Raw genomic sequence first — 21742 nt, 5'->3', positions numbered from 1 at the left:
CATGATCTGTATCAATCTTGACAGTAAACTTACATTTATTAAGACTGGATTGGTGTTCTAGCCAATAAGAATAGTGCAAATAAAGGGCAGCCTTTAAGGCTGCCCTTGTCCAACCTGTGTCCTATTTATTTCTGGACAGATTGATACCAGGCGTTAACTTCTTCCGTTATTTGATTCCCGCCTGTAGATTTCCATTTTTCCACAAAGGCATCAAACTCGTCAATGGAAGCTTTACCGTAAATAATTTTGTTCAGGACTTCTTTCTCCAATTTGCTCAACATATCCCCGCGGGACAATTGTGTAGGAGTTGGCGCACCCGTGAACATTTCCGGCATAACCGCATCTTTCTGATCGATTACAATTTTGGCTGCTTGAATCTGCTCAGCAATACGTTCCGATAGGATTTTCTCATACTGGTTAGCCGGCTCGGCCCCGTCTGCAAGCTTGGCCAGGGAGTTCATCATCAGATTTGGAATGATCGCACCGTCAAAGGTCAGCGTATACCGAATGGCATCCACCCATCCGCCAGGTATTTTATCGCTCTGCTGCTCTCTATACACTTCTCCGTTCGGACCAATATCGTAATCATAACCTTTGGCAAATCCATCAGTAAAGACCGTGCTCTCCGGATTAGCCCAGTGATCAAACAGGTAATTCTGATACACGAAGAAAGCGTCTTTATGTTTCATATCCTTGTTAATCAATACCGCGCCGCTGCTGATCGCAGTACCGTGACGTCCAATTTTGCCATCCGGACCTGCTGGCAGAGGGTATGGCTTGTACTCAGCATCCGGAACGTTTACCTTCAAGTCTGGAAGCGGCCACCCTGTCATCCAGTACGGACCTACGATAATCCCGGACTTCCCTGCCGTGAATGCTTCCGTCGCCTTATTTTCATCATACAACCCGGACTCGGCAGAGATGTATCCCTTATCCATCCACTCCTTCATTTTGAGTAGGGCAGGTTTCATTTCAGGCTGGACAGAACCGTAAACAAGCCGGTTATCTTCTGTTTTGTTCCACTGGTTCGGCATGGCCCCAAACATTCCGAATATCCATCCGGAATCCGACATCCAGGTGTTCAGGTTGTTTTTAAACCCAACGGAAAGACCTGTCGTATCGTTCTTGCCGTTTCCGTCCGGATCTTGATTTGTGAAAGCGTCCATGACGGCCTCGAGCTCAGTAATGTTTGTCGGTGCCTTCAAGTTGAGCTTTTTAAGCCAGTCTTCTCTGATATACATCACAGGATCATTATTATAGGCATTTTCCAAAATCGGGATACCCATTCTTTTTCCGTCTCTCATCAAAGGATTCCAGACATTCGGATCCTCTGCCATCGCCTTTTTGTAAGTATCCGAAGCGTATTTATCAAACAACTCACCTGCATCTGTAAATTGCCCGCTGTCAATCAGATCGGCAATCAGGGCAGGACTTCCCCGGAATGCCACAATGTCAGGCATTTCTTCGCCGGCCGTCAGCATGAGACGCAGCTTGGTTTCATAGGCATTGTTTTGTTCGCTGACTGTCCATAAATATTTTATATCAATGCCAAGGGTCTCCTTTGCCCACCGGGTATGGACGTTGTCTTCGATGTTTTCTCCGTTTTTGAACTTCAGGTTGCTGGAGATCGGAAATACGGTGGTCAAGGTTACAGGTTCTGTATATTTGCCGTTTTCAAAAGGAGCCGAGTAAAAGCTCTCCTCCCCCGTACCCGCTTCTTCTGTTGTTTTTTTGCTGGTACCGGAGCAGCCTGCTAATACGCCGGATAACATGACGGTACTTAATAAGGCCATCATGGTTTTTTTCATCGTGATTGCCATTTTTTCAACCCCCAATAATCTTTAAAAGTGATATGCGTAGGATGTTTATTATGAACCTGGTCTTCTTGCTGCCAGCCTTCCCTCACCTCCCATTGAAATGCTATGGAGAAAATCGATCTATTCTTTTACAGCTCCTAGTACGATGCCTTTTACGAAAAACCGCTGCAGAAACGGATAGACAAGCAAAATCGGGGCCATTCCGATGAAAATTTGGGCCGCTTTAACCGTTCTCTGAGAGATGTTTTCGAGATCCTCCGGCCTGACAGACACCTTGCTGAAATCTTGCTGTACAATAACGGTCTGCAAGTAAGAAGCTAAGGGATAATTTTTGTGATCTGTCATGAACAGCAGACCGTCAAACCATGAGTTCCAGTGCCCGACTAAGGTAAACAGGGAAAGCGTAGCCAAGGCGGGTGTTGAAATCGGTAGATACACACTTAGAAGGGTCCTTAAATGTCCCGCCCCGTCAATTAACGATGCTTCTTCCATCTCCTTTGGAATCCCCCGAAAGAAATTAAGGAGCAGGATCATATTCCATACCGAAACCGCACCAGGCAGAATCAGAACCCACAGCGTATTCAGCATCTCCAGATTTCGAATCAAGATATAGAAGGGGACTAAACCGCCGCTAAAGAGCATGGTGAACACGAAATACCATATGTAGATATTTCTTCGTTTAAAGCTGCGGGGCTCCTTGGACAGCGGGTAAGCCGCAAAGATCACAATGAGCATACCGAACACGGTGCCCAGGACCGTACGCTGGAGTGTAACCCAAATGGATCTTATAAAATTTTCATTCGCTATGGTCTTTACATAAGCATCCCAAGTGAAGTCCACCGGCCACAGCTTGACCAGATTCGCGCTCGCTGCCGCCTTGCCGCTGAATGAAACGGCCAGAATATGAACCAAGGGAATAATACAAGCCAGAGAAACTGCGATCATGAACACATAGTTAAACACTGTAAAAGCTTTGTAAGATGTCGATTTATGATACACGCGCCCTGAGGCCTCCTTTCTTCTAGAAGATTCGGTAATTCGCCAGTTTATAGGCCATCCGGTAAGCGATAACGATCAGGACAAAGCTGACAACCGACTTAAACAGACCCACAGCCGTAGAGAAACTGAATTTACCGCCGATAATTCCGTAGCGATAAACAAAGGTATCAATAATATCGCCTTTATCATAGACGAGAGCATTATACAGGTTAAAAATTTGATCAAAGCCCCCGTTCAAAATATTACCGAGCGCAAGTGTGCCGACCACGATCGTAATCGGAAGCATGGATGGGATGGTAATCGACCAGGTTTGCTGCCACCTTCCCGCTCCGTCCACTTCTGCCGCCTCGTACAGCGAGGGGTTGATGCCTGACAGCGCTGCCAGAAAAACAATGGTGTTGAAACCGAACTCTTTCCATACATCACTCACTACCACGACCAAACGGAACCAGTTCCCGTCTCCCAAAAAGAAGATCGGCTTTATGCCAAAAACGCCGGTTAAAGTCTGGTTCACAAGGCCCCCATCCTGTGCAAGCAGATCAATCAAGATTCCCCCGACAAGCACCCAAGACAGAAAATGGGGCATATAAACAATCGTTTGGACTACTCTTTTAAAGAGCATCTTTCGGATCTCATTTAAAAGAAGGGCAAAAATGAAAGGAACGATCAGATTCGCAACCATCTTCAGCCCTGCGATAATGACCGTATTCCAGATGACCTGAACGTTCTCATCGATGCTGAACAAAAATTTAAAGTGATCAAGCCCGATCCACTCTGATCCCGTCATCCCTAACGCCGGCCTGTAATTTTGAAACGCCATGACTAAACCTGCCATTGGAATGTAAGAAAAAATAAACGTCAGAATAAGCGCCGGCGCCAGCATCATATCGAGTACAATCGTCTTTTTCCACTTCGCCCCCTTTGGGTTTGAAGCAGCCTGCGTTATACTCTTGCCGCTTTCGCTTTGCTTATTGGATGATTCCGTTTGTTTCATTCGCATGCTTCCCTTCTGTACCAACCGTGGTTGACCTTTCTTATAGATTTATCTTACCGTCCCCATGAATTCAGATATACGGTAATTTAAAAGCATCGATAACAAATTGTTGCTGTCAGCGCAAACCCTGTAACCTACTACAAATATGAAAAGCGCCTCTGATATGAATGGCCTGAAGAATCACAGGTCCTTCCCTATTAGGGGCGCTAATGGCATGGTTTTAGTTTAGTTGCTTCAGCAGTGCTTGTTTACCGGAGATGATTCCTGCATGCGCAGTCCGTCTAATGATATCTGATGCCCATGACCCCTGCAGGTCCAAGAAGTCCACGCCTTGAGATTCCTTCGGCACGTTTTCCAGATCCAAAATACGGGATAAGATGACCACCATTTCCTCACGAGTAATCGATTTATTAGGCTTAAAGCTGCCATCCTTGTAACCTTGAATAATTCCGGCTGCAGCGAAATCAGCAAGGGCATCCCGTGCCCAATGCTTGTCGATATCCTTTAAATCGGCAAGCTTCGTGCCATTCACATCGAGGAGACTGGGCAATACAAATACAAACTCGGCACGGGTAATTGCTTTATCCGGCCTCAGTTGGAGCCGGCGTTGGAACCGGTGCCGGCGCTGGAGCTGGTGTTGGTACCAGAGTTGGGCCTGATGTCGGTGTTGGCGTGCTCAAGGTAACAGGAGGAATCATCCAGGAAGCGGCAGAAGGCAGCTTTACTCCTGCCGCTTCGATCAAGATTTCGTCTCGCTTCTAATTAAAGCTCATGAATTAGAGGGTACCGCCAAATCGAGTTCTTGTTCAGCGATGTCCATACTAACGAGGAGTTCGCCGATGATATCGCCGTTGCAGTGGAATGGGGATTATAAGCGCCTTCACTGACCAGACCTTTAGATCAGCTTCTCACCGCCAGAACATGATGGTGATGACCGTCCGTGCGCTGAAGACAGCCGGCAAGCCGCTGGCAGACGGCGGGGATCTTACTGCATTTTCGGATATCAACAAGATTTTGGGATATGCTGAACAAAGCATCGCTGCCTTGATGAGTCAGGGAGTTGAGTCACAAGATCTTCTCTTACATACGGAGGCAGCAGTCATTTTGTATCGGATTTGGAATTTATATAAGAGATTGTTTATTTTCATCCTTATCCAGAGAGTACTTCAACAGCCGATATCAAGCGAGGATCTCCTTCGCCTCATCCGTACGCAGCGCCAACAGCTTGTTGAGGAACACCCGCTTGCCATAGGAAGCGCGATCGAGCGGAACTGCCGCTTGTGCACCCGCCCATCTGCCGACAGCAGAAGGACGGCAGCACAAGCGGCAACCACCTCTTCCAGTATTCAGAAGCGCAACGCCGAATTGCTCCTTGATCTCCTTCATGAAGGCATCCACCCAGCCGGTGCTAAGCGGAAAGTCCGGCGATCCTCCGGGGAAAAACGACCATGTGGGACGCGTCCAGTCCGATAATACCGATATTCAACAGCGTCACACCCGGTTACTCTCCCCCTTTTGTGCCCTTTTCGCGCAGCTTCTTGCCTTCCTTGCCGTACAAATCCTTCAGGATTTTTTTTCCTGTCGGCGTCTGCGCAAGTCCGCCCTTCGCCGTTTCCCTGTGCTTGGACGGCATGGCCGTGCCGACTTCCAGCATGACGTCAATCACTTCATCCGATGGAATGACACTGCGAACGCCGGCAAGCGCCATATCCGATGCCGCCAGCGCGGTCACGGCTCCAAAGCCGTTTCGAACGATGCAAGGAATCTCGACCAGTCCGCCAACCGGGTCGCAGATGAGCCCTAAGGAATTTTTCAATGCAAGTCCAACGGCATGAACCGCTTGCTCCGGCGTGCCGCCCCTCAGCTCTGTCAGAGCGCCTGCCGCCATGCCGATGGCTGAGCCCACCTCAGCTTGACAGCCGCCCTCCGCACCGGAAATAAACGAATTGTTGGCGATCACATAGCCGATCGCGCCTGCGCTGAACAGCCCCATTACCAGATGCTCGTCTTCCCAGCCGAAGCGCTCCTGCGTGCTGACAAATACGCCAGGGATAATGCCGCAGGAGCCTGCCGTCGGCGTAGCCACGATCCGCCCCATGGAGGCATTCACTTCAGACACGGACAGCGCGTAGGCCAGTGCCGTGCAAGCGTCGGTACCGAGCGCAGGCACCCCGCTGCTCATATATTGATGGACGCGCACGGCATCCCCGCCGGTCAGGCCGCTTTTGGAAGGAACAGGTTCATGGATCCCCCGGTGCACCGCTTCCTTCATGATGCCGTAATAATCGGACATTTGTTTAAACGTCTCTTCCCTACTCTTGCCGGTTTCCTTGATCTGTTCATTCAGCATTAGCTGGCCGATCGTAACCTGGTCCTCCCGGCAGCATGCGATAATCTGCTCCAGCGTAGAAAACTTCATGACTGCGCCTCCTCTACTGTCAAATCCGCAACCACGACGCGGTGCACGCTCGGCAGCCCTTCGATATGCTTCATCAACTCAGCCGGGACCGCTTCATCCGACTCCACCACCGTCATGGCATCGCCGCCTCTTCCCTTGCGGTCCACGTCCATATAGGCAATGTTGACGCCGCCGGCCTCCAGGAGCCGGGTGATATGCGCGACCATGCCCGGCGTATCATCATGAAAGACCAGCAGCACCGGATAATTCATCGTAAACTTGACGTCGAAACCGTTCACGCGCAGCATTTCTACACTGCCTCCGCCAATGGAAGCGCCTGCAATGACATCGGTATGATCGCCGTCCGTCAGCCTCAGCCCCACGGTATTCGGGTGAAAGGCCACGTTCTGTGCCGTTTTGAAATTAAGTTCAATGCCTGCCGCCTCCGCAAGCTCAATCGAATGGCGGATACGCATATCATCCGTCGCAAAATCGAGCAACCCGCCCACGACAGCCAGATCGGTGCCGTGGCCGCGGTAGGTCTCAGCAAAAGAACCGTAGAACACAATTTCCGCTTGATCGGGGAATGCTCCAAATATGCGCCGCGCAGCCCTTCCGATCCGCACGGCCCCAGCGGTATGAGAGCTCGACGGCCCCACCATACTGGGCCCAATAATAGAAAACACATCTTTAAACCGCATGCGCGATTCCCCACTTTCAACTATTCTGCCCTCATTGTATCAGTCCGCCAGCCAACTTTCCAAGTGCTCTTGAATAAAATCGTCATCGTTCAAATGCGGATAATCCCGGTAGACTCTGTCAATCTCCTCTGATTGTCCGGGAGACAGCGTTTCATGCGGATTCAGGCACCATGTTCCTTGCAGCAGCCCCTGCCTGCGGAGCACCTCATGGATGCCCGGAATACAGCCTGCAAACTGATGGGCGGGATCAAAAAAGGCTGCATTGGAGTCGGTAATCTCCACATTGCGTGTAAGCCACTCCTTCGCGAATCGCTCCTGTGTGCGCGCCTCCTTGATTTCTTCCAGCAGCTCTACCGCTTTCTTGGTCCAGACCGCCCAATGACCGAGCAGACCGCCGACGATAGCCTTGGTGACCATCGTTCCGTCCACCTGGAATTGATACGTCGTCAGCAAATCATTGACGATGTTATCATCATTCCCCGTATAGAGCGCAATGTCATCTCTGCGGCTCGAATAACAGACGGCTCGAACGACATCAATCGTCTGATAGCGGTTGAAGGGAGCCATCTTGATTGCCACGATATTCGGAATTTCGGCGAAGGCGCGCCAAAAGTCGAAGGAGAAGATATTGCCGCCAACCGACGGCTGGAGGTAGAACCCGATTACCGGCATCCTCTGCGCGATCTCCTCTGTGCGCCTTAGAATGTCTTCCTCACTCCAGCCGCTTAAACCGCCCATGCTGAGAAGGACGGCGTCATAGCCGAGCTTGCGGGCGATCTCCGTTTCCTCTACTGCCTGCTCCGTGGGACCGCAGACGCCGGCCACCATAATGAACGGCCGATCGAGCTCCGCCTTGCGAACCTCCTCTGCCGCAAGTCGCAGCACGGGTTCATATAAGTCGATGCCCTTGTCGCGAATCTCGAATTGGGTCGAATGAACGCCGACGGCAACACCGCCCGCACCGGAAGCCGCATAATAGCGCGTTAATGCCCGCTGGCGTCGTTCGTCCAGCTTCCGGTTCTCATCCAAAGCAAGCGGGTGAGCCGGTATAACAAGCCCTTCATGCAGGGCTGTAAGCTTCTCGGGGGCTAAACGTTGAGTTGAAGGAACCTGTCCGCTCATTAGAATTTCCCCTTTCTCTCTTGGAAGTGAGTCGGCTTATTCCAGCTCTCGCCGCCCGATTGCACCCATGCTGCGGTCCAGTCCAACATCTGCAGCAGAGACACCTTCGGATAACCGAACAGCTGGTGGGATTTCGCAGCATTGTTCAGAAGTGCCGTCTCGGATTCCGCACCCGTAAAGGTCACTTCCTTGCCCATCAGTGCCGCCAATTCCTGTGCCGCCCAGCGGATCGACATCGTCTCCGGTCCGGTAATGTTGATAATTTCCGGAGGCGAGCTGCAGTGCAGGAGCGAACGGAGCGCCATCTCGTTGGCATCTCCTTGCCATATGATATTCGCATGCCCCATCGCCAGGTGAATCGGCCGGTCCTCGTGAATCGATCTGGCCAGCTCATGCAGAACGCCGTACCGCATGTCGATGGCATAATTCAGGCGGTAGATCGCCATCGGCGTACCATTCTGGTGGGAAAAATATTCAAAGACGCGCTCTCTGCCGAGACAAGACTGCGCATACTCTCCAACCGGCTCCGGCGCTACCGATTCGTTGACTCCGCCGCTGCCCACCGGCGAGAACGGGTACACATTTCCTGATGAAAATACGACCGTTCTGGATTGCTTGAACTTTTCGGCCACCCGGCCCGGTAAGTACGAATTCATCGCCCAAGTAAAATATTCACGGCCGGTCGTGCCGAATTTATTGCCCGCCATGTAGATCACGTTCGGAGCCTCGGGCAGCTGCTGCAGTTCCCCATCGTTCAGCAGGTCGCACGAAATCGTCTGAACGCCCGCCTCCTCCAGCTCGCGTCTAGCCTCCTGGTTCGAGAAGCGCGATACGCCGATGATCCGTTTGCCGCCACCGCCTTCCCGAACGGCGTTGGCCGCCAGCCTTGCAAGGCTGGGGCCCATTTTCCCGCCGACGCCCAGCACAAGAATATCCCCCTCCAAAGATGCCAGATCGGCAACAAGCTGTGCTGAAGGCTCCGCCAGCTTCGCTTCTAATTCTGCAACGGTTAACATGAACAATCTCCTCCTCCGATTGATGATTCTTCTTCATCATACGGCCCCAATTGATATAAAGACAAATCTTTAAATCGTCTTTAAATAGGTAAACAGACTGCGTTTAGAGGAAGTTTTTCTTGCGGGATAAAGATGCTACGCCTCGGATGTTTATACTTTCTTATCTCTTAAAAAAAGCTCCCTGGTCTCAGGGAGCAAACGAAACGTTTAGCACGATGTGTCGAAGCACGAGGAAGGCAAGGATAAAGGAGGCTGCCAGCCCCAGCATCGTGAAGATGACGATTTTCTCAACGCGAGTGAATTTGACCTTCATTTTATTCATCACGATCACCTCGTCCCCCATTATAATACATATCCGATATCTTATTCCATGAGGATAAGTTTGAGGATTTGCCTTGGCCTTCCTCTGGATTTTATGATCGTTCTTTGACGTATTCGAATCTGCTCCTGCCGTTACTCATCTTTCAATCGTTTTTCCTCGTCCTTGTGGCCTTCCGGATGCCCTTGCTCAGATGTCGGTCCGTTATTGAGCAGCTTTCGTATTCGGGCTGCCTCTTCCCGTTTCCGCTGCCCCGATCTTCGCACCAGCCATAAGATGAGCAGAACGAAGGCCGCGATGACCAACAAGGGAAGCGAGCCGGAAAGGATAACGATAATCCATTGGATGATGATGGTGATCACATCGATGCTGCCCTGAAAAGCTTGGGAAACCCGCTGTCCGAGCGGCGCTTGATTAGTGGACGCTTTGGGATCATCCTTTTTTTGGGGCGGCTCGTAAAGCCTGATTTCCACCGTGGAATAAGACACGTTTTGGTCGATGTAACGCATCCGGCCTTTCATCTGCTCGATTTCGGATTGAATGCGCTCCAGCTCGTTGGCAAAAGCGACAAGGTCGGTCGTTTTGGTCGCTTTTTTCATGAAAGCGACGTACTGCTCCTCCATGATTTGCTTGGCCTTGAGCCTGGATTCCAAATCGACGTATTCCTCGGTCACGTCCTGCCCTTCGATGCTTCGCTGCAGGCTTTCATGCGCAATGTTCTCCAAACGGTCTATAAAGGAGGAGAAACCGTTTGCAGGAACTTTCACAATAAACGTGCCGCCTTTTTCGCTGGTAGACTGGGTTTCGCTGAAATTAACAATATAACCGCCGGAAAGCGCCACTGTGTTCCGGACTTCCGACTGCGCTTTTCCATAGTCCTGAATCTCCATCACGATATTCGCTTTGTACATCAGCTTTTGGTTAAGGCCGCTTGACAAATCCTGTGGGTTAAACCCTGCGCCGGAAGTCTGGGCAAGCGCTGGCATATTCGGAAGCTCAGCATCCGCCGATGCCGGCTCCTCGGCGCTGTTCTTGCTCTTATCCGCCGTTTCGCTTTCGGCTTTCGCCGCAACTCCATCCGTTTTGTTTGAGGCTTGATCCGTCGATGTTAATTGCTTTTCGACGGGCGCGGCACCTCCGGCGCTTTTGTCTTGAGAACCCGAAGAGCAGCCGCTGACCAGCAATACGATAAGCATCAAAGCAGCAATCCATGAACCCCGCTTTCCCATACTTCAACCCCCTGTAGATAATTATATTCCATTTTATCTACTAACGGCTCCATCATCTGGAAGGTTGCAGGCCCGCTAAAAAACTCCATGCCGGGCCACACCGGAAAAGGCACCTCCTCCGTCGTATAACAGAAAAGACGCCGTTCCCAAAAGTAATTTCACCACGCTACTCCAAAAACGTAAATCTGAATATCTGCCTTGGTCTCCCCCTCGGCACCTTCTCGATTCCGGCTATCTCAACCAAGTCGTTGTCGGTCCACAGTTGGAGCAGCCGATGTGCACTGCGGACGGTAATGTCCAGCAGGTGAGCGAGCTCATGGACCTTGTATTCAAATTTACCCGAACGGGCACGCTGGTTCAGCAGCTTGCTCAAGTAGGCGCTCGTCATCCCGGCGTCCTCTGCCCGCTTGATCAGCCCTGCATCCGTAAAGGACAACACCTCCTGCACAGGATCGGCCATCTCCAGCGGTCCGATCAGGGTGCCATCCTCACGCACGATAAAGCAGGCGTTGCCGCCAACCTCCTTGGATTTCCGCATCGCGATTCGCGCATTGGTTCCCGCCATGCTGGCCGACTGGCCAAAACCCATGCCGATGCTGAGCGAAATACCGTAGGTTTTATTTATGTCTTTTGCCAAGGGGATCGTTTTATAACCGCCCGTTTCCCTTTCAAAGATGCCACGCGTCGTGAAGAACAGATATTCGTCCCCACCCAGATGGGTCAGATAACCGTCCAGCGATTCCACATAATCGAGCACCATCCGGTGAATATCCAGCTTCAGCTTCTGCACCTCATGCTCATTATTCCGTCTTAACGCCTGGGTACCAAAATCGTCTATATTAATCATTCCCACCACGATCTGGCCTTCCCTGCTGCGGCGGGATGCCGTAGACAGTAAAGCCCGCTCCAGCGACACCACGATATCCTGATCGGAAGGCAGCAGCCATTCATTAGGGACCCCAAGCCTCGTCAGCTCATGGGCCACCGCTTCTACTCCCGTGAACGCAACGGAGCACCTGCCGGATTCATATTGTAGACGGTGAAAAGCAATCAGATTCTCCTTCGGGGCATAAGCCGGTCCATCGTAAATGGCGGCCTGTACGGCCGGGATACCCAGATCCCTTATCGTCCGGACCACCATCGTCTCGGTTAAAGTATCCACCGATATACCGCCAGCCAGTCTTCCCCGCTGCCCGGCATGGAACAACGCTTTATATAAACCCGCGTCCGTGACGGGGACATAATGCACAGGGATCGAGACTTGTCCGAGCTCCTTCACCTTGCGCTGGGTCAGCGGATCCGAGAGGAACAGCACCTCAACCTCGCCTCCGATCCGCTCAGCCATTGCCGGCGCTTCGCCATCATCCTGAAAAACAAGCGGCACGGGGTCAAAGGAAGGAAAGGTTTCAATGACCTTCATAATTTTATCAACGATCGTCTGGGTTCCGATAATACCGATACGAATTTGCTGGACAGGGAGTTGCCTCCGCTCCGTCATGTTTCCTTCACTCCCATCTTTCCCATTGCCGGGATGCCCCTTATCGACAAGCCGGCATGGATACCTAAATCATACCCGCTATCGGAAATTTGGCAAGTGAAAATGGCCGGCGAGATTCATTGCTTTTCGGCTCCAATCCTGCTTCCTCCCTCTATAAACCCCCGCAAAAAAAGAGCCATTACGGCTCTTTAATCGACTCTCGTTCCTCGATATATAAGATTCCATGCTTGCACGCGATGTGCGGTCGGGGAGATCCTTGGATGCTGTCGGCCATATGCCGATCATTCACGATGAGCTACCAGCCCAAATCCAGGGTCTTCCCCGTCTCCGCATAGGTTTTCAGAATGCTCATGGTCATCCACCAGCCGCCCGCTGCCTTGGCTCGGGACGGATGATCCGGCGTGTATTGATCATTGACGAGGGTCAGCTTGGTACAATTCCCTACCGGCTCGAGAGTGAACGTAATCCGGGACTCCAGTTCCTCATGATTGGCATAATACGACGGCCCCGGATGCTCGGACAGACTCAGTGTCTTCTGCGGCTCATAAGCCAGAACCTTCCCATAGACATGAACCGTCTCCTCCCCGTCATTCCCCGGACCCACATATGCATAAGGCTCCCCGACTTCAAATGAGGATCTCAGTTCGCTCCCGAAAAAGGTGGCCCGCGTACCCTCCGGCGAAATTAAGACATCCCATACCTTCTCTGGCGAAGCACCGATATAAAACTCATACTTCAACGGCTCCATGCAGCTTCCTCCTACCCTCTATAAATTGCGCAGGAAGACCGACTTGTCCTCCTGTGATATGATGATGTTATCAAGCAGCTGCGATCCAAGTATTGTAAAAATGCGACAGGCTGCAACCTATGGAATCACTTCGAATCACTTCGAATCACTTCAAGCACAAGTCCCGTATGGGGCCAGTGATCAATGGTCTATCGATCCAGGCCTGTTACGGATTATTGGAGGTGTTTATGTCCATGATTCAGCATCCTCATCAATCCAGCCTTGGCATTTTGAACATGAAAAGAGCCGGTGAGAAGTTCCAGCTCCTGCGAGTTCCCCCATCCAGCGACCTTTCCTATTTCATCAAGCATTACTGGATCATTCATTGGGATTTAACCGGTCAGGAGCCTCATCTGCAGGATGTTGTTCCTAATCCTTGCGCAAACTTGGTCGTTCAGCCTCATCGAACCGCTTTTTACGGCGTATCCAGCACCAGGCATTCCCACCATCTGGAGGGGAGGGGCCAAGTATTCGGTATCAAGTTCAGACCCGGCGGATTCTATCCGTTCGTGAAGACGTCCATGGACCGACTGACGGATTCCTCCGTAGGGACCATGGAGATTCTCCGAGTCGACCCCCATACGCTGGAGCAGCAGCTTTTGACCGCAGAGGAACCGGAGCAAAAAGTCAGGTACATGGAGGAGCTTATCCGCCGCGTTCTCCCCGAAGAAGACGAACAAATCGAACGGATTCATACCATCATCGATCAAATTCATCACAACCGGGACATCATCCGGGTCGAGCAGGTTAGCGAATGGTTCCAGATGAGTCCGAGGTCACTTCAGCGCCTGTTCAAGCAGTACATCGGGGTAAGCCCTAAATGGGTGATTCGCCTGTACCGGCTGCAAAATGCCGCCGAGATGCTTGAAGGCCTTGATCAACAGGATGTACTGCAATTGGCCATGGACATGGGCTATTACGACCAGTCGCATTTTATCCGGGATTTTAAAGCGGTGATCGGTAAAACGCCGGAGGTTTATATGAAGGAACGATAACCTGAAGGAGGTTAACCATGTATACGATACAGGCGATCGGAATGGTCCATAACGAAAGAAAGGCGATTCAGGATGATTACTGGGGGAATGTCATCTCGGAGATCAAGCTGGGCGAAGCATGGGATGAAAGCTCCCTGGATGGGATTGAAACGTTCAGCCACCTTGAAATCATCTACGTATTCCATCTCGTCCAGGACGACAGCATCCAGTACGCGGCGAGACATCCGCGAAATAATCCGAGCTTTCCCAAGGTCGGTATCTTCGCCCAGCGGGGCAAGAACCGTCCCAACAGATTAGGAGCCACCATGGTGGAGTTGGTAAGCAGAGAGGGCAGGTCCCTTTTCGTAAAAGGGCTGGATGCCATAGACGGGACTCCCGTCGTTGACATCAAACCTGTCATGGAGGAGTTTTTGCCGAAGACGCAGACCAAGCAGCCCGAATGGGCTACGGACATCATGTCCCGTTACTGGGAATAAGGATGAAGTACTTTATCCAATAACAAACAGCGCTGGCATGCCCTGTCCTTCGACTTTTTAAGGACTTGCTTGGTCAGCGCTGTTTCTATGGATCATCCCGTTGGGTTTTGAATCGGGATCGGCAGACTTATTTCGACCGAAGTTCCCCGCTCTTCCTCGCTCTGGATGACTATCCGGCCATTGTGGCTTTCCATAATCCGTTGGACGATCATAATGCCAAGGCCATTGCCGTCCGGCTTGGTCGTATGAAAAGGCTCCCCGATCCGCTGAAGCACTTCGTCTGTCATGCCGGAGCCGTTATCCGTAAAGATCACGCGTTGATATCCTTCCTGCACATCCAGATGAATGTGAATGTTCCCGCCATGCGGCAAGGCTTCCATCGAATTCTTCAGAATATTAAGAAAAACTTGCTTAATCTGGTTCCGGTCGCATAGAATCGTAGCATTCTGCCCGATGTTTCGGGTCATCTCGATCCCGCTAAGCTCCGCCTGGATCGCAAACAAGTGGAGCACCTCTTCCAGAATTTGACCGCAGTCCTCAAGCTTAAAGACCGCAGCCTGGGGCTTGCCCAGAATCATAAATTCCCCTACCATCAGATTGGCCCGCTCCAGCTCGGACATGATCAGGTCATAGTGCCGAAGACAGGCCTCCTTATTCGCTAACTGGAGCATTCCTTTCACCGTGGTGAGCGGGTTACGCACTTCATGGGCGATGCTTACGGCAACCTGACCGGCAAACACCAGCTTTTCCGTATTCCGCAGCACTTCTTCCGTACGCTTCAACTCCGTAATATCACGAAGAAAACCTACCACCCGCATGAGCTGTCCCTCACGGTCGTAAGCAGGCTGAACATCCAGAATATAGTGATTCATGTTTCCGGATATCTCGAGCGAAAGCTCTTCTCCGATGCAGATTTGCTGCCGGTGTATCACACGCTCATAATACTCGCCAATCGGCTTAATACCAAACACCGAGCGACCCACATATTGGGTTCGTCTCCGATCACTGCCGCCTTTGTACAGCAGGTTTAAGCTGGTTTCGTTCATCTCCAGAATCTGACCCTTTGCATCGGTAATGATCACGCCATAATGATTCGTTCCGAGAAGCACCTGATTCAAGGTTTGCAGCTGCGTGTTCTGTTTGCGGGTAACCATCTCCCGTTCCAGGGAATCGGCCATCGTGCACAACAAAGCATGCAAATGCGGGTGAACAAACTCCGTGTTCGTCATTAGAGAGATCGTTCCTAGGATCGCCTTCCCACCCTCGCCGTGAAAGGGAGCCGAATAACATGCCATACGGTGAAGAATGTGATGAAAATGGTCCTCTCCTATCAACGTAAACGGCCGTTCGTACCGGAGACACAGATCAATTGAGCTTAGACCGTCTTCTTGGGAATAGCCGTTGCCCTCGGTGATACCCAAATACCGGGCTGTTTCTATGATGGTCGGGTCCCCTTCCATATCAAGAATGAATCCCTCGTTATCCGTAATCGTGATCACGACAGGGTTCCCTGATCCTGAAGAAAGGAACTTATTCACGAAAACCTGTATCACTTCGATGTATTCTTTATATTTTGCACGTCTTGCGGCCAATACTTCGTCATTCAATCGATTCGTATGTGTTGGAACCAGCTTCGGGTTCATCCCCTTGTCTATACACTGCTGCTTCGTTTGCCGAATGATCTCCTGATCGGTTATTTCACCACATCGATTATCCAAAACCACATACCCCTTTTTATCATACTGCCACTTTAATGTAACCTAACGTTTATTCTATCACTTTTATCGGCAAATGGAGCCTGCCAGTAAAACTTAATCGAATGTGAACATGGCAGTTTTCATCTTAACATTTATCAAGGTATACGAGATGAGCAGATATTTGGAAACATATTCTGATATTCTCCTCCTGTTTATGTAACTATTTACATCAAAGATCCGTTTAGGATGTAAAGGAGATGAGAATCCATGTTCAAACCCAATATGGCTTATTTGTTCCTCATGGCCGTTATATTTCTTGTAACAGCCTGTTCCAGCAATCAAGCTGAAGCCCCGGCTCCATCATCTGAGCCTCCGACAACTGCAGTGACGGACTACAACAGTACGGCGGAAAACGTATTTTCATTATATGAGAGGGAAGACATGAGTACCGAGGATAAAGTCACGAACATGCTTGCTCAATTGGAAGGCATGGACTGGACAGAATACAACCGCCTGAGCGATGGCAAAACATTGGAGACTCTAGAGCTGCTGTATACCCAGCGGTCCCTTATCAAACCCGAACATTACAGGAGCCTGTTTCTGGCAACCACCAATCTCGACGGTGCCTCTGCCGAGCAATACACCGCTATTGCAGGTGAATTGTTTACCAGAGACACGGAAGGCGTGGTTCGAGCACTCGCTGACTTGAGTGACAACGATATTAGGCAAAGCGTCGTTTCCAGTATTGCCTACCATCTTGGTTACCAGGATGTTACACAGGTGAAACAAGAGCTAGAGCAATGGCAAACGAATAAGGAGCTGGATGATCCCGAGAAGAACGTCATCGCCTCTCTTATAGCTGCACTCAACAATCCATAACACCAATCACACCCTTGCGCTGCTGCTCATATTTCGACTGGACTCAAACGGTTTCATTAATGATCTACGTCATCCGTCAGAGATAACCAACAGCACCAAAAAAGAGCCGACCCAAGATGACAGCTTGGTCGGCTCTTCGTATCGATAAAACAAGGGGAGACCCTATTGGTTCAGCAGGAACTCTTCTCCGGCAATACCTGGGGAGGTCATATGATAAGGGTCCAGAATAACCTGGATCTGTTCCTCTGTCAAAAGACCCTGCTCCAGAATGATCTCCCTGATGCTTTGGCCTGTCTTCTGCGCTTCCTTCACGAGTCTGGAGGCTACGTCATAACCCAGATGCGGGTTCAATGCCGTAATAATGCCGTAGCTGTTATCTACGAAGTACTTGCAGCGTTCCTTATTCGCCGTAAGATCGACCATCAGATTCTTGTAGAACACATCCATGCCGTTCTTCAGGATTTTGAGGGAATGCATCAAGTTGTTCGCTGCGACAGGAACCATAACGTTAAGCTCGAATTGCCCGGCTTCGCATGCCAAACTGATCGTATGGTCATTGCCGATAACCTGGAACGACACCTGGTTCATGACCTCGGCCATCACCGGATTGACCTTGCCCGGCATAATCGACGAACCCGGTTGTCTTGCCGGTACGTTCAATTCGTTCAGGCCCGCTCTCGGACCGGAAGCCATCAAACGGATATCGTTGCACATTTTCGAGAAGTTCACGGCACACACTTTGAGCGCAGCCGACAATTCCATATACGCATCGGTGTTCTGGGTGGCATCGACCAAATCTTCGGCTTGCTTCAAGGAGAAGCCTGTCTGCTCAATCAAATGCTGGACGACACTGTGCATATAGTCCGGTGTTGCATTCAGCCCCGTGCCTACCGCGGTCGCCCCCATATTAACGACTAACAAGCCTTGTGCCGCCCGTTCGATCCGGTTGATGTCACGCGTCAGAACGTTGGCATAAGCCCCGAACTCTTGTCCGAGTCGAATCGGTACCGCATCCTGCAGATGCGTGCGCCCCATCTTGATGACATCATCAAATTCCTTGGCCTTCACCTGAATCCCGGCAACCAAGGTCCGGAAAACCTCAAGCAGATCCTGCGTCAGACGGTAAGACGCGATGCGGATCGCCGTCGGGATGGCATCGTTCGTGGACTGCGACATATTAACATGATTATTAGGATTGCAGTAGAAATACTCGGCCTTCTGTTTTCCCAAAATCTCCAGCGCTCGGTTTGCCAATACCTCATTCATATTCATATTGATCGAAGTGCCTGCTCCGCCCTGGATGGAATCGACAATAAATTCGGAACGGAGATTGCCCGCGATGATCTCGTCTGCCGCCTCTATAATGGCACTGCCTATCTTTTTCGGCAGCAGGCCAAGCTCCATGTTCGCCAGGGCTGCGGCTTTCTTAACTTCGCCCAGTGCAGATATCAATTCTGCATGGATGGGTACCCCGCTGATCGGAAAGTTCTCTACCGCCCTAACCGTGTTAATGCCGTAATAGGCTTCCACAGGAAGCTGTTTTTCCCCCAGAAAATCTCTTTCAATTCGATACTGCATATCCATGGACAACATCACCATCGCCTTTTGATTATTTTGTATCATGCTTGTCACCTGTTATCATCCAGCTTGCCCGGATATATACAGAATTCTGCCTTCCCACTTGAAATCCTCTATAGCTTACGCCTTTTGTTAGAGAATATTGAATGATATGTGCGAATGCGCAAAAAAAGAGGCCTTATCTAAGTATAATTACCCAGAAAGGACCCCTCTTGCAATATTCTGATGATTCTGTTTGTAGACCATGATGGGGACACACCTGAACTAAAAGACGGCGGTCTTCCTATGCGGAGGGAAACCTACCGAGATGACAGCCCCTCCCTCCGTTCGATTCCCAGCCGTGATCAGACCTCCGCAGCGCTCCACGATGGCGCGAGCAATGGCCAGACCTAGACCGGACTCCCCGTTCTTGCCCTTCACAAACCGGTGGAATAAATATGGAAGCAGTTCCTCGGATATGCCTTCGCCATCATCGGAAACGGTGAGAAATACCCGGCCATTTTGGATACCGGCTTGAATGTATATATGCTTGCTCGCGTGCCTTGCTCCATTCGAAACGATGTTCAGCAGCGCTTGCAGCAGCTTATCCCGGTCAGCATACACCATTAACGATTCGTTATCGCCATAGGAAGGATGCACGAACAGTCCTTTTTTCACCAAGACGGGATTGACTCTTTCGATCGTTTCCTCCACGAGCTCCTTCAAATTGACCGCCGTTGCCTTAAAGATGCCATCCTCGCTGTCCAGCTTCGCGAGCAGCGTCATCTCGGTTACGATATTGGTCATGCGGCTGCTCTCACTCATAATGATATCCAGCCCTTTGCGGATCTCATCCCCTTCGAATACCCCGTCCCGAATTCCCTCCGCGTACCCGGAGATGGACATGAGCGGCGACTTCAGCTCGTGGGATGCGTTCTGGAAGAATTGCTTCTGCACATGATTGTATCGCTCCAGTTCACCCGCCATTTCGTACACGGAATCTGCAACTACGCCGATCTCTCCGCTTGCCGACACCCGCCGAACTTCGGAGAACTGTCGTTCCTTCACCTTCTTCAATTCCTCCCGCAGCAGCATGAGCGGCTTAATTAATCTCTTGGTGATGAACAAGCTTAAGATAACCATGATTACGCCCCCCACAGCAAATACGAGCATCAAACGCCCCATCAGCGCCTGCTCAATGGCCTTAATCTTGCTGATCGGAGTGATCAGTGTCATCGTCCCTTGGGGAACCGCCGTCACCTCGGTGAGGAATTGGCCGCTCCCCGCTGCGGATGAGTACGAAGCCACATAGTCCGGACGGATCGCCTGACTTACCATGAACTGGGCGGAGGGAGTTACCGGACTCGAGCTGACCACATTCCCTTCGTTATCCTGGATGATTACGCCTACTTCCGCAACCTGTGCCGAGGTCAAGCCGCTAACCGCCAAAGGCGCACTCTCTATAGGGATGCTCTGGGCGGCGGCAGTTTCGAGTTTTGCCGTCAGCTCAGCCCCTATGGTCTGCATGTCCTTTCTCTGCGTCCCGATAAAATGGTCCATCAGCACATAATGAATCACAACCGCCGACACGGAAAGCACAAGTATTAACGACAAGGCAAACGCAAGATTGATCTGATGCACCAGCTTCATATCGATGATTCCTCCCCATCCGCTCTCATTCGGTATCCATGCCCCCAGATGGCCTCGATCGGCAGCTGCTCCACCTTCTTGCGAAGCCGTTTAATGAGATGATCGACCGCACGGTCACTTCCAAAATAGTCGTCACCCCATACGGAGGTTAGCAGCTCATCCCTTGTAAACGCACGGTTCGGATGCTCGGCAAACACTTTCAGCATCTCGAATTCTTTGTTGGTCATATCCACTTCTTCCCCATCCCAGAACACGCGCCGCTCCTCAAGCATTAACTGAAGCCGCCCATTGCTAAGCTCCGGGGAAACTGCCGCAAGCCGCGGAACACGATCCTCATGATGGAATTTGTACCATCGGTTCAGTTGTCGTTTGATTCGGGCAACCAGCTCGCGGGGACTGAATGGCTTGACCATGTAGTCATCGCTTCCCAGTTCTAGCCCCAGTATTTTATCCACTTCGCTATCCTTGGCAGAGATCATGATGATCGGGACTTCGGCCTCTGCACGGATCCGTCGGCACAATTCGAAGCCGTCCATGCCGGGCAGCATAATATCCAGCACCCACATATCCGGCGGATTCGTTCTCCACATCTCCCAGCCCTCCTCTGCCGTGCCAAGGCCCACCGTCTTGTAGCCCTCCTTACGCAAATAGGCTTCCACCAAGTTTCGTATATGCTGATCATCGTCAACTACGGCGATGAGATAATTTTGGTTCATATATATAGACCTCCGGGCTTCATCTCCTCTCAGTATACCAAGCTGTAGGAAGATGAAGGGGATTGCCATTATTTTTCCACAAATACACCAATGTTCTGCCAATGCTGACTCGTACACTGGGTACTGTAAGACAAACCAACCCCACAAGGAGTGTTAAACGATGAAACACAAACTGTTTGGCAAGCTCGCCCTGTCCGCCGCCCTGCTTGGAACGGCAGCCGTCCCCGTACATGCATCAGGAGCTGACACAAGTGATGTAACAAAACAACCAGGCAAAAGCGCACCTATACAAGCCGCCACTACCATCTCCATTCTGCCGAACCCGCTGGAATTGGCAGAGAGATATGCGCCGGAAACGGTACAGGATTGGAAAGAAACGCTTGAGAAGTACGGCAAGCTTGCCGGAGCCGAGGGAAACTTCTTCTTCTCGGAGGCTGCAGCTGTCGACGCAGACAACGGTGATGCACAGCCGGGTACGGGAAATGGCGAATTCGGAATTGCAATTGCCGTAGAGGCTACTCCGGCTGTAGATATCAACGGATCCCCGGGCAGCGGGGATATCAAGGAATTCAAAGCGATCCAGATCAAGGAGTTTACTCCACTAGAAGGTACGGCAATAGAAGTAGCCGAAGCTGTTAAATCCGATGCCGGCGTAGTGAAACAACACGTGGTCCATGGCGAGGCAGCAGGTTTGGAGGCAGTGAAGATCAGCGATGCAGCAAATTTGGAAGGTGTGAAAATCAGTGATGAAGATCTGGCTTTCATCCATGCCCGAATCAACCTCTTCAAAGCCGTAGGTTCCAAGGACTCGGATGCCATTAAAGAGGCATTGGCGAAGCTGCTGGACCAATACAAGGAGCAGATCGCTAAGCTGGAAGCTGAAGCGAAGTAA

The 21742-nt window shown here is 51.1% G+C and carries 22 protein-coding genes; 5 read left to right on the top strand and 17 right to left on the bottom strand.

Annotation, left to right across the window (positions count from 1 at the left end; all coding sequences use genetic code 11):
* Positions 1-125 precede the first annotated feature (125 nt).
* The 4 genes from DP091_RS16055 to DP091_RS16040 all read right to left on the bottom strand — a co-directional run bounded on the left by DP091_RS16055 (position 126) and on the right by DP091_RS16040 (position 4360).
* Positions 126-1820: an extracellular solute-binding protein gene (locus tag DP091_RS16055; RefSeq protein WP_113059242.1), complete on the bottom strand. Its 1695-nt coding sequence runs from the start codon at positions 1818-1820 to the stop codon at positions 126-128.
* A 117-nt stretch (positions 1821-1937) separates the two neighbouring features.
* A complete protein-coding gene (locus DP091_RS16050) occupies positions 1938-2816 on the bottom strand; it encodes a carbohydrate ABC transporter permease (protein WP_113059241.1) in 879 nt (292 codons plus the stop codon).
* 22 nt (positions 2817-2838) lie between these two features.
* Positions 2839-3702 (bottom strand): ABC transporter permease, encoded by an 864-nt coding sequence (locus DP091_RS16045; RefSeq protein WP_113059331.1) that lies wholly within the window; start codon positions 3700-3702, stop codon positions 2839-2841.
* Positions 3703-4030: 328 nt separating this feature from the next.
* Positions 4031-4360: an S-layer homology domain-containing protein gene (locus DP091_RS16040; protein WP_181469825.1), complete on the bottom strand. Its 330-nt coding sequence runs from the start codon at positions 4358-4360 to the stop codon at positions 4031-4033.
* 26 nt (positions 4361-4386) lie between these two features.
* Here DP091_RS16040 and DP091_RS31605 point away from each other — a divergent pair, with 26 nt between their 5' ends.
* Positions 4387-4572 (top strand): hypothetical protein, encoded by a 186-nt coding sequence (locus tag DP091_RS31605; protein WP_220091173.1) that lies wholly within the window; start codon positions 4387-4389, stop codon positions 4570-4572.
* A 417-nt stretch (positions 4573-4989) separates the two neighbouring features.
* Here DP091_RS31605 and DP091_RS31130 read toward each other — a convergent pair whose 3' ends face one another.
* From DP091_RS31130 to DP091_RS16000, 9 genes are all read right to left on the bottom strand, one after another.
* Entirely contained in the window at positions 4990-5196 is a 207-nt protein-coding gene (locus DP091_RS31130) for a hypothetical protein (RefSeq protein ID WP_146747004.1), read from the bottom strand.
* A gap of 115 nt (positions 5197-5311) precedes the next feature.
* Positions 5312-6229, bottom strand: coding sequence for an L-serine ammonia-lyase, iron-sulfur-dependent, subunit alpha (gene sdaAA, locus DP091_RS16030; protein WP_113059238.1), 918 nt, complete (start codon positions 6227-6229; stop codon positions 5312-5314).
* Positions 6226-6909: an L-serine ammonia-lyase, iron-sulfur-dependent subunit beta gene (sdaAB, locus tag DP091_RS16025; RefSeq protein WP_113059237.1), complete on the bottom strand. Its 684-nt coding sequence runs from the start codon at positions 6907-6909 to the stop codon at positions 6226-6228. Before sdaAB ends, sdaAA begins: the two co-directional genes overlap by 4 nt.
* Positions 6910-6948: 39 nt before the next feature.
* Positions 6949-8031: a dihydrodipicolinate synthase family protein gene (locus tag DP091_RS16020; RefSeq protein WP_113059236.1), complete on the bottom strand. Its 1083-nt coding sequence runs from the start codon at positions 8029-8031 to the stop codon at positions 6949-6951.
* Entirely contained in the window at positions 8031-9047 is a 1017-nt protein-coding gene (locus DP091_RS16015) for an NAD-dependent epimerase/dehydratase family protein (protein WP_113059235.1), read from the bottom strand. Before DP091_RS16015 ends, DP091_RS16020 begins: the two co-directional genes overlap by 1 nt.
* Positions 9048-9234: 187 nt before the next feature.
* Complete coding sequence (locus DP091_RS31910) at positions 9235-9369, bottom strand: hypothetical protein (protein WP_258394566.1); 135 nt, start codon at positions 9367-9369, stop codon at positions 9235-9237.
* A gap of 131 nt (positions 9370-9500) precedes the next feature.
* A complete protein-coding gene (locus DP091_RS16010; protein WP_113059234.1) occupies positions 9501-10595 on the bottom strand; it encodes a DUF4349 domain-containing protein in 1095 nt (364 codons plus the stop codon).
* Between the two features lie 166 nt (positions 10596-10761).
* Positions 10762-12093: a hypothetical protein gene (locus DP091_RS16005; protein WP_113059233.1), complete on the bottom strand. Its 1332-nt coding sequence runs from the start codon at positions 12091-12093 to the stop codon at positions 10762-10764.
* Between the two features lie 295 nt (positions 12094-12388).
* A complete protein-coding gene (locus tag DP091_RS16000) occupies positions 12389-12841 on the bottom strand; it encodes an SRPBCC family protein (RefSeq protein WP_113059232.1) in 453 nt (150 codons plus the stop codon).
* Positions 12842-12960: 119 nt separating this feature from the next.
* Between DP091_RS16000 and DP091_RS15995 the strand changes: the two genes are divergently transcribed.
* Together DP091_RS15995 and DP091_RS15990 are read left to right on the top strand one after the other, a co-directional pair.
* A complete protein-coding gene (locus tag DP091_RS15995) occupies positions 12961-13875 on the top strand; it encodes a helix-turn-helix domain-containing protein (protein ID WP_258394565.1) in 915 nt (304 codons plus the stop codon).
* 17 nt (positions 13876-13892) lie between these two features.
* Entirely contained in the window at positions 13893-14351 is a 459-nt protein-coding gene (locus DP091_RS15990) for an SAM-dependent methyltransferase (RefSeq protein ID WP_113059231.1), read from the top strand.
* A gap of 92 nt (positions 14352-14443) precedes the next feature.
* On the opposite strand, the gene DP091_RS15985 is transcribed toward DP091_RS15990, so the two are convergent.
* Positions 14444-16075, bottom strand: a complete 1632-nt coding sequence (locus DP091_RS15985) for an ATP-binding protein (protein ID WP_113059230.1) — start codon at positions 16073-16075, stop codon at positions 14444-14446.
* A 240-nt stretch (positions 16076-16315) separates the two neighbouring features.
* Between DP091_RS15985 and DP091_RS15980 the strand changes: the two genes are divergently transcribed.
* Positions 16316-16927 (top strand): hypothetical protein, encoded by a 612-nt coding sequence (locus DP091_RS15980; RefSeq protein WP_113059229.1) that lies wholly within the window; start codon positions 16316-16318, stop codon positions 16925-16927.
* Positions 16928-17089: 162 nt separating this feature from the next.
* Here the strand turns inward: DP091_RS15980 and DP091_RS15975 are convergent, their stop codons facing one another.
* From DP091_RS15975 to DP091_RS15965, 3 genes are all read right to left on the bottom strand, one after another.
* On the bottom strand, positions 17090-18550 hold the full coding sequence (locus DP091_RS15975) for an aspartate ammonia-lyase (RefSeq protein ID WP_258394564.1): 1461 nt from the start codon (positions 18548-18550) through the stop codon (positions 17090-17092).
* Between the two features lie 219 nt (positions 18551-18769).
* Positions 18770-20134 carry a sensor histidine kinase gene (locus tag DP091_RS15970; protein ID WP_113059228.1) on the bottom strand — a complete coding sequence of 455 codons (1365 nt, stop codon included), beginning with the start codon at positions 20132-20134 and terminating at the stop codon, positions 18770-18772.
* On the bottom strand, positions 20131-20850 hold the full coding sequence (locus DP091_RS15965; protein WP_113059227.1) for a response regulator transcription factor: 720 nt from the start codon (positions 20848-20850) through the stop codon (positions 20131-20133). Before DP091_RS15965 ends, DP091_RS15970 begins: the two co-directional genes overlap by 4 nt.
* Before the next feature lie 160 nt (positions 20851-21010).
* Between DP091_RS15965 and DP091_RS15960 the strand changes: the two genes are divergently transcribed.
* The gene (locus tag DP091_RS15960; RefSeq protein ID WP_113059226.1) at positions 21011-21742 is read left to right on the top strand and encodes a hypothetical protein; all 732 of its coding nucleotides are present in this window, start codon (positions 21011-21013) and stop codon (positions 21740-21742) included.

Origin of the sequence: Paenibacillus sp. MDMC362 (genome assembly GCF_003269305.1) — a bacterium.
Lineage (GTDB): Bacteria > Bacillota > Bacilli > Paenibacillales > Paenibacillaceae > Paenibacillus_AQ.
Note: the sequence above shows the minus strand (reverse complement) of the source record. Positions and strands in the feature narration are given on the sequence as shown.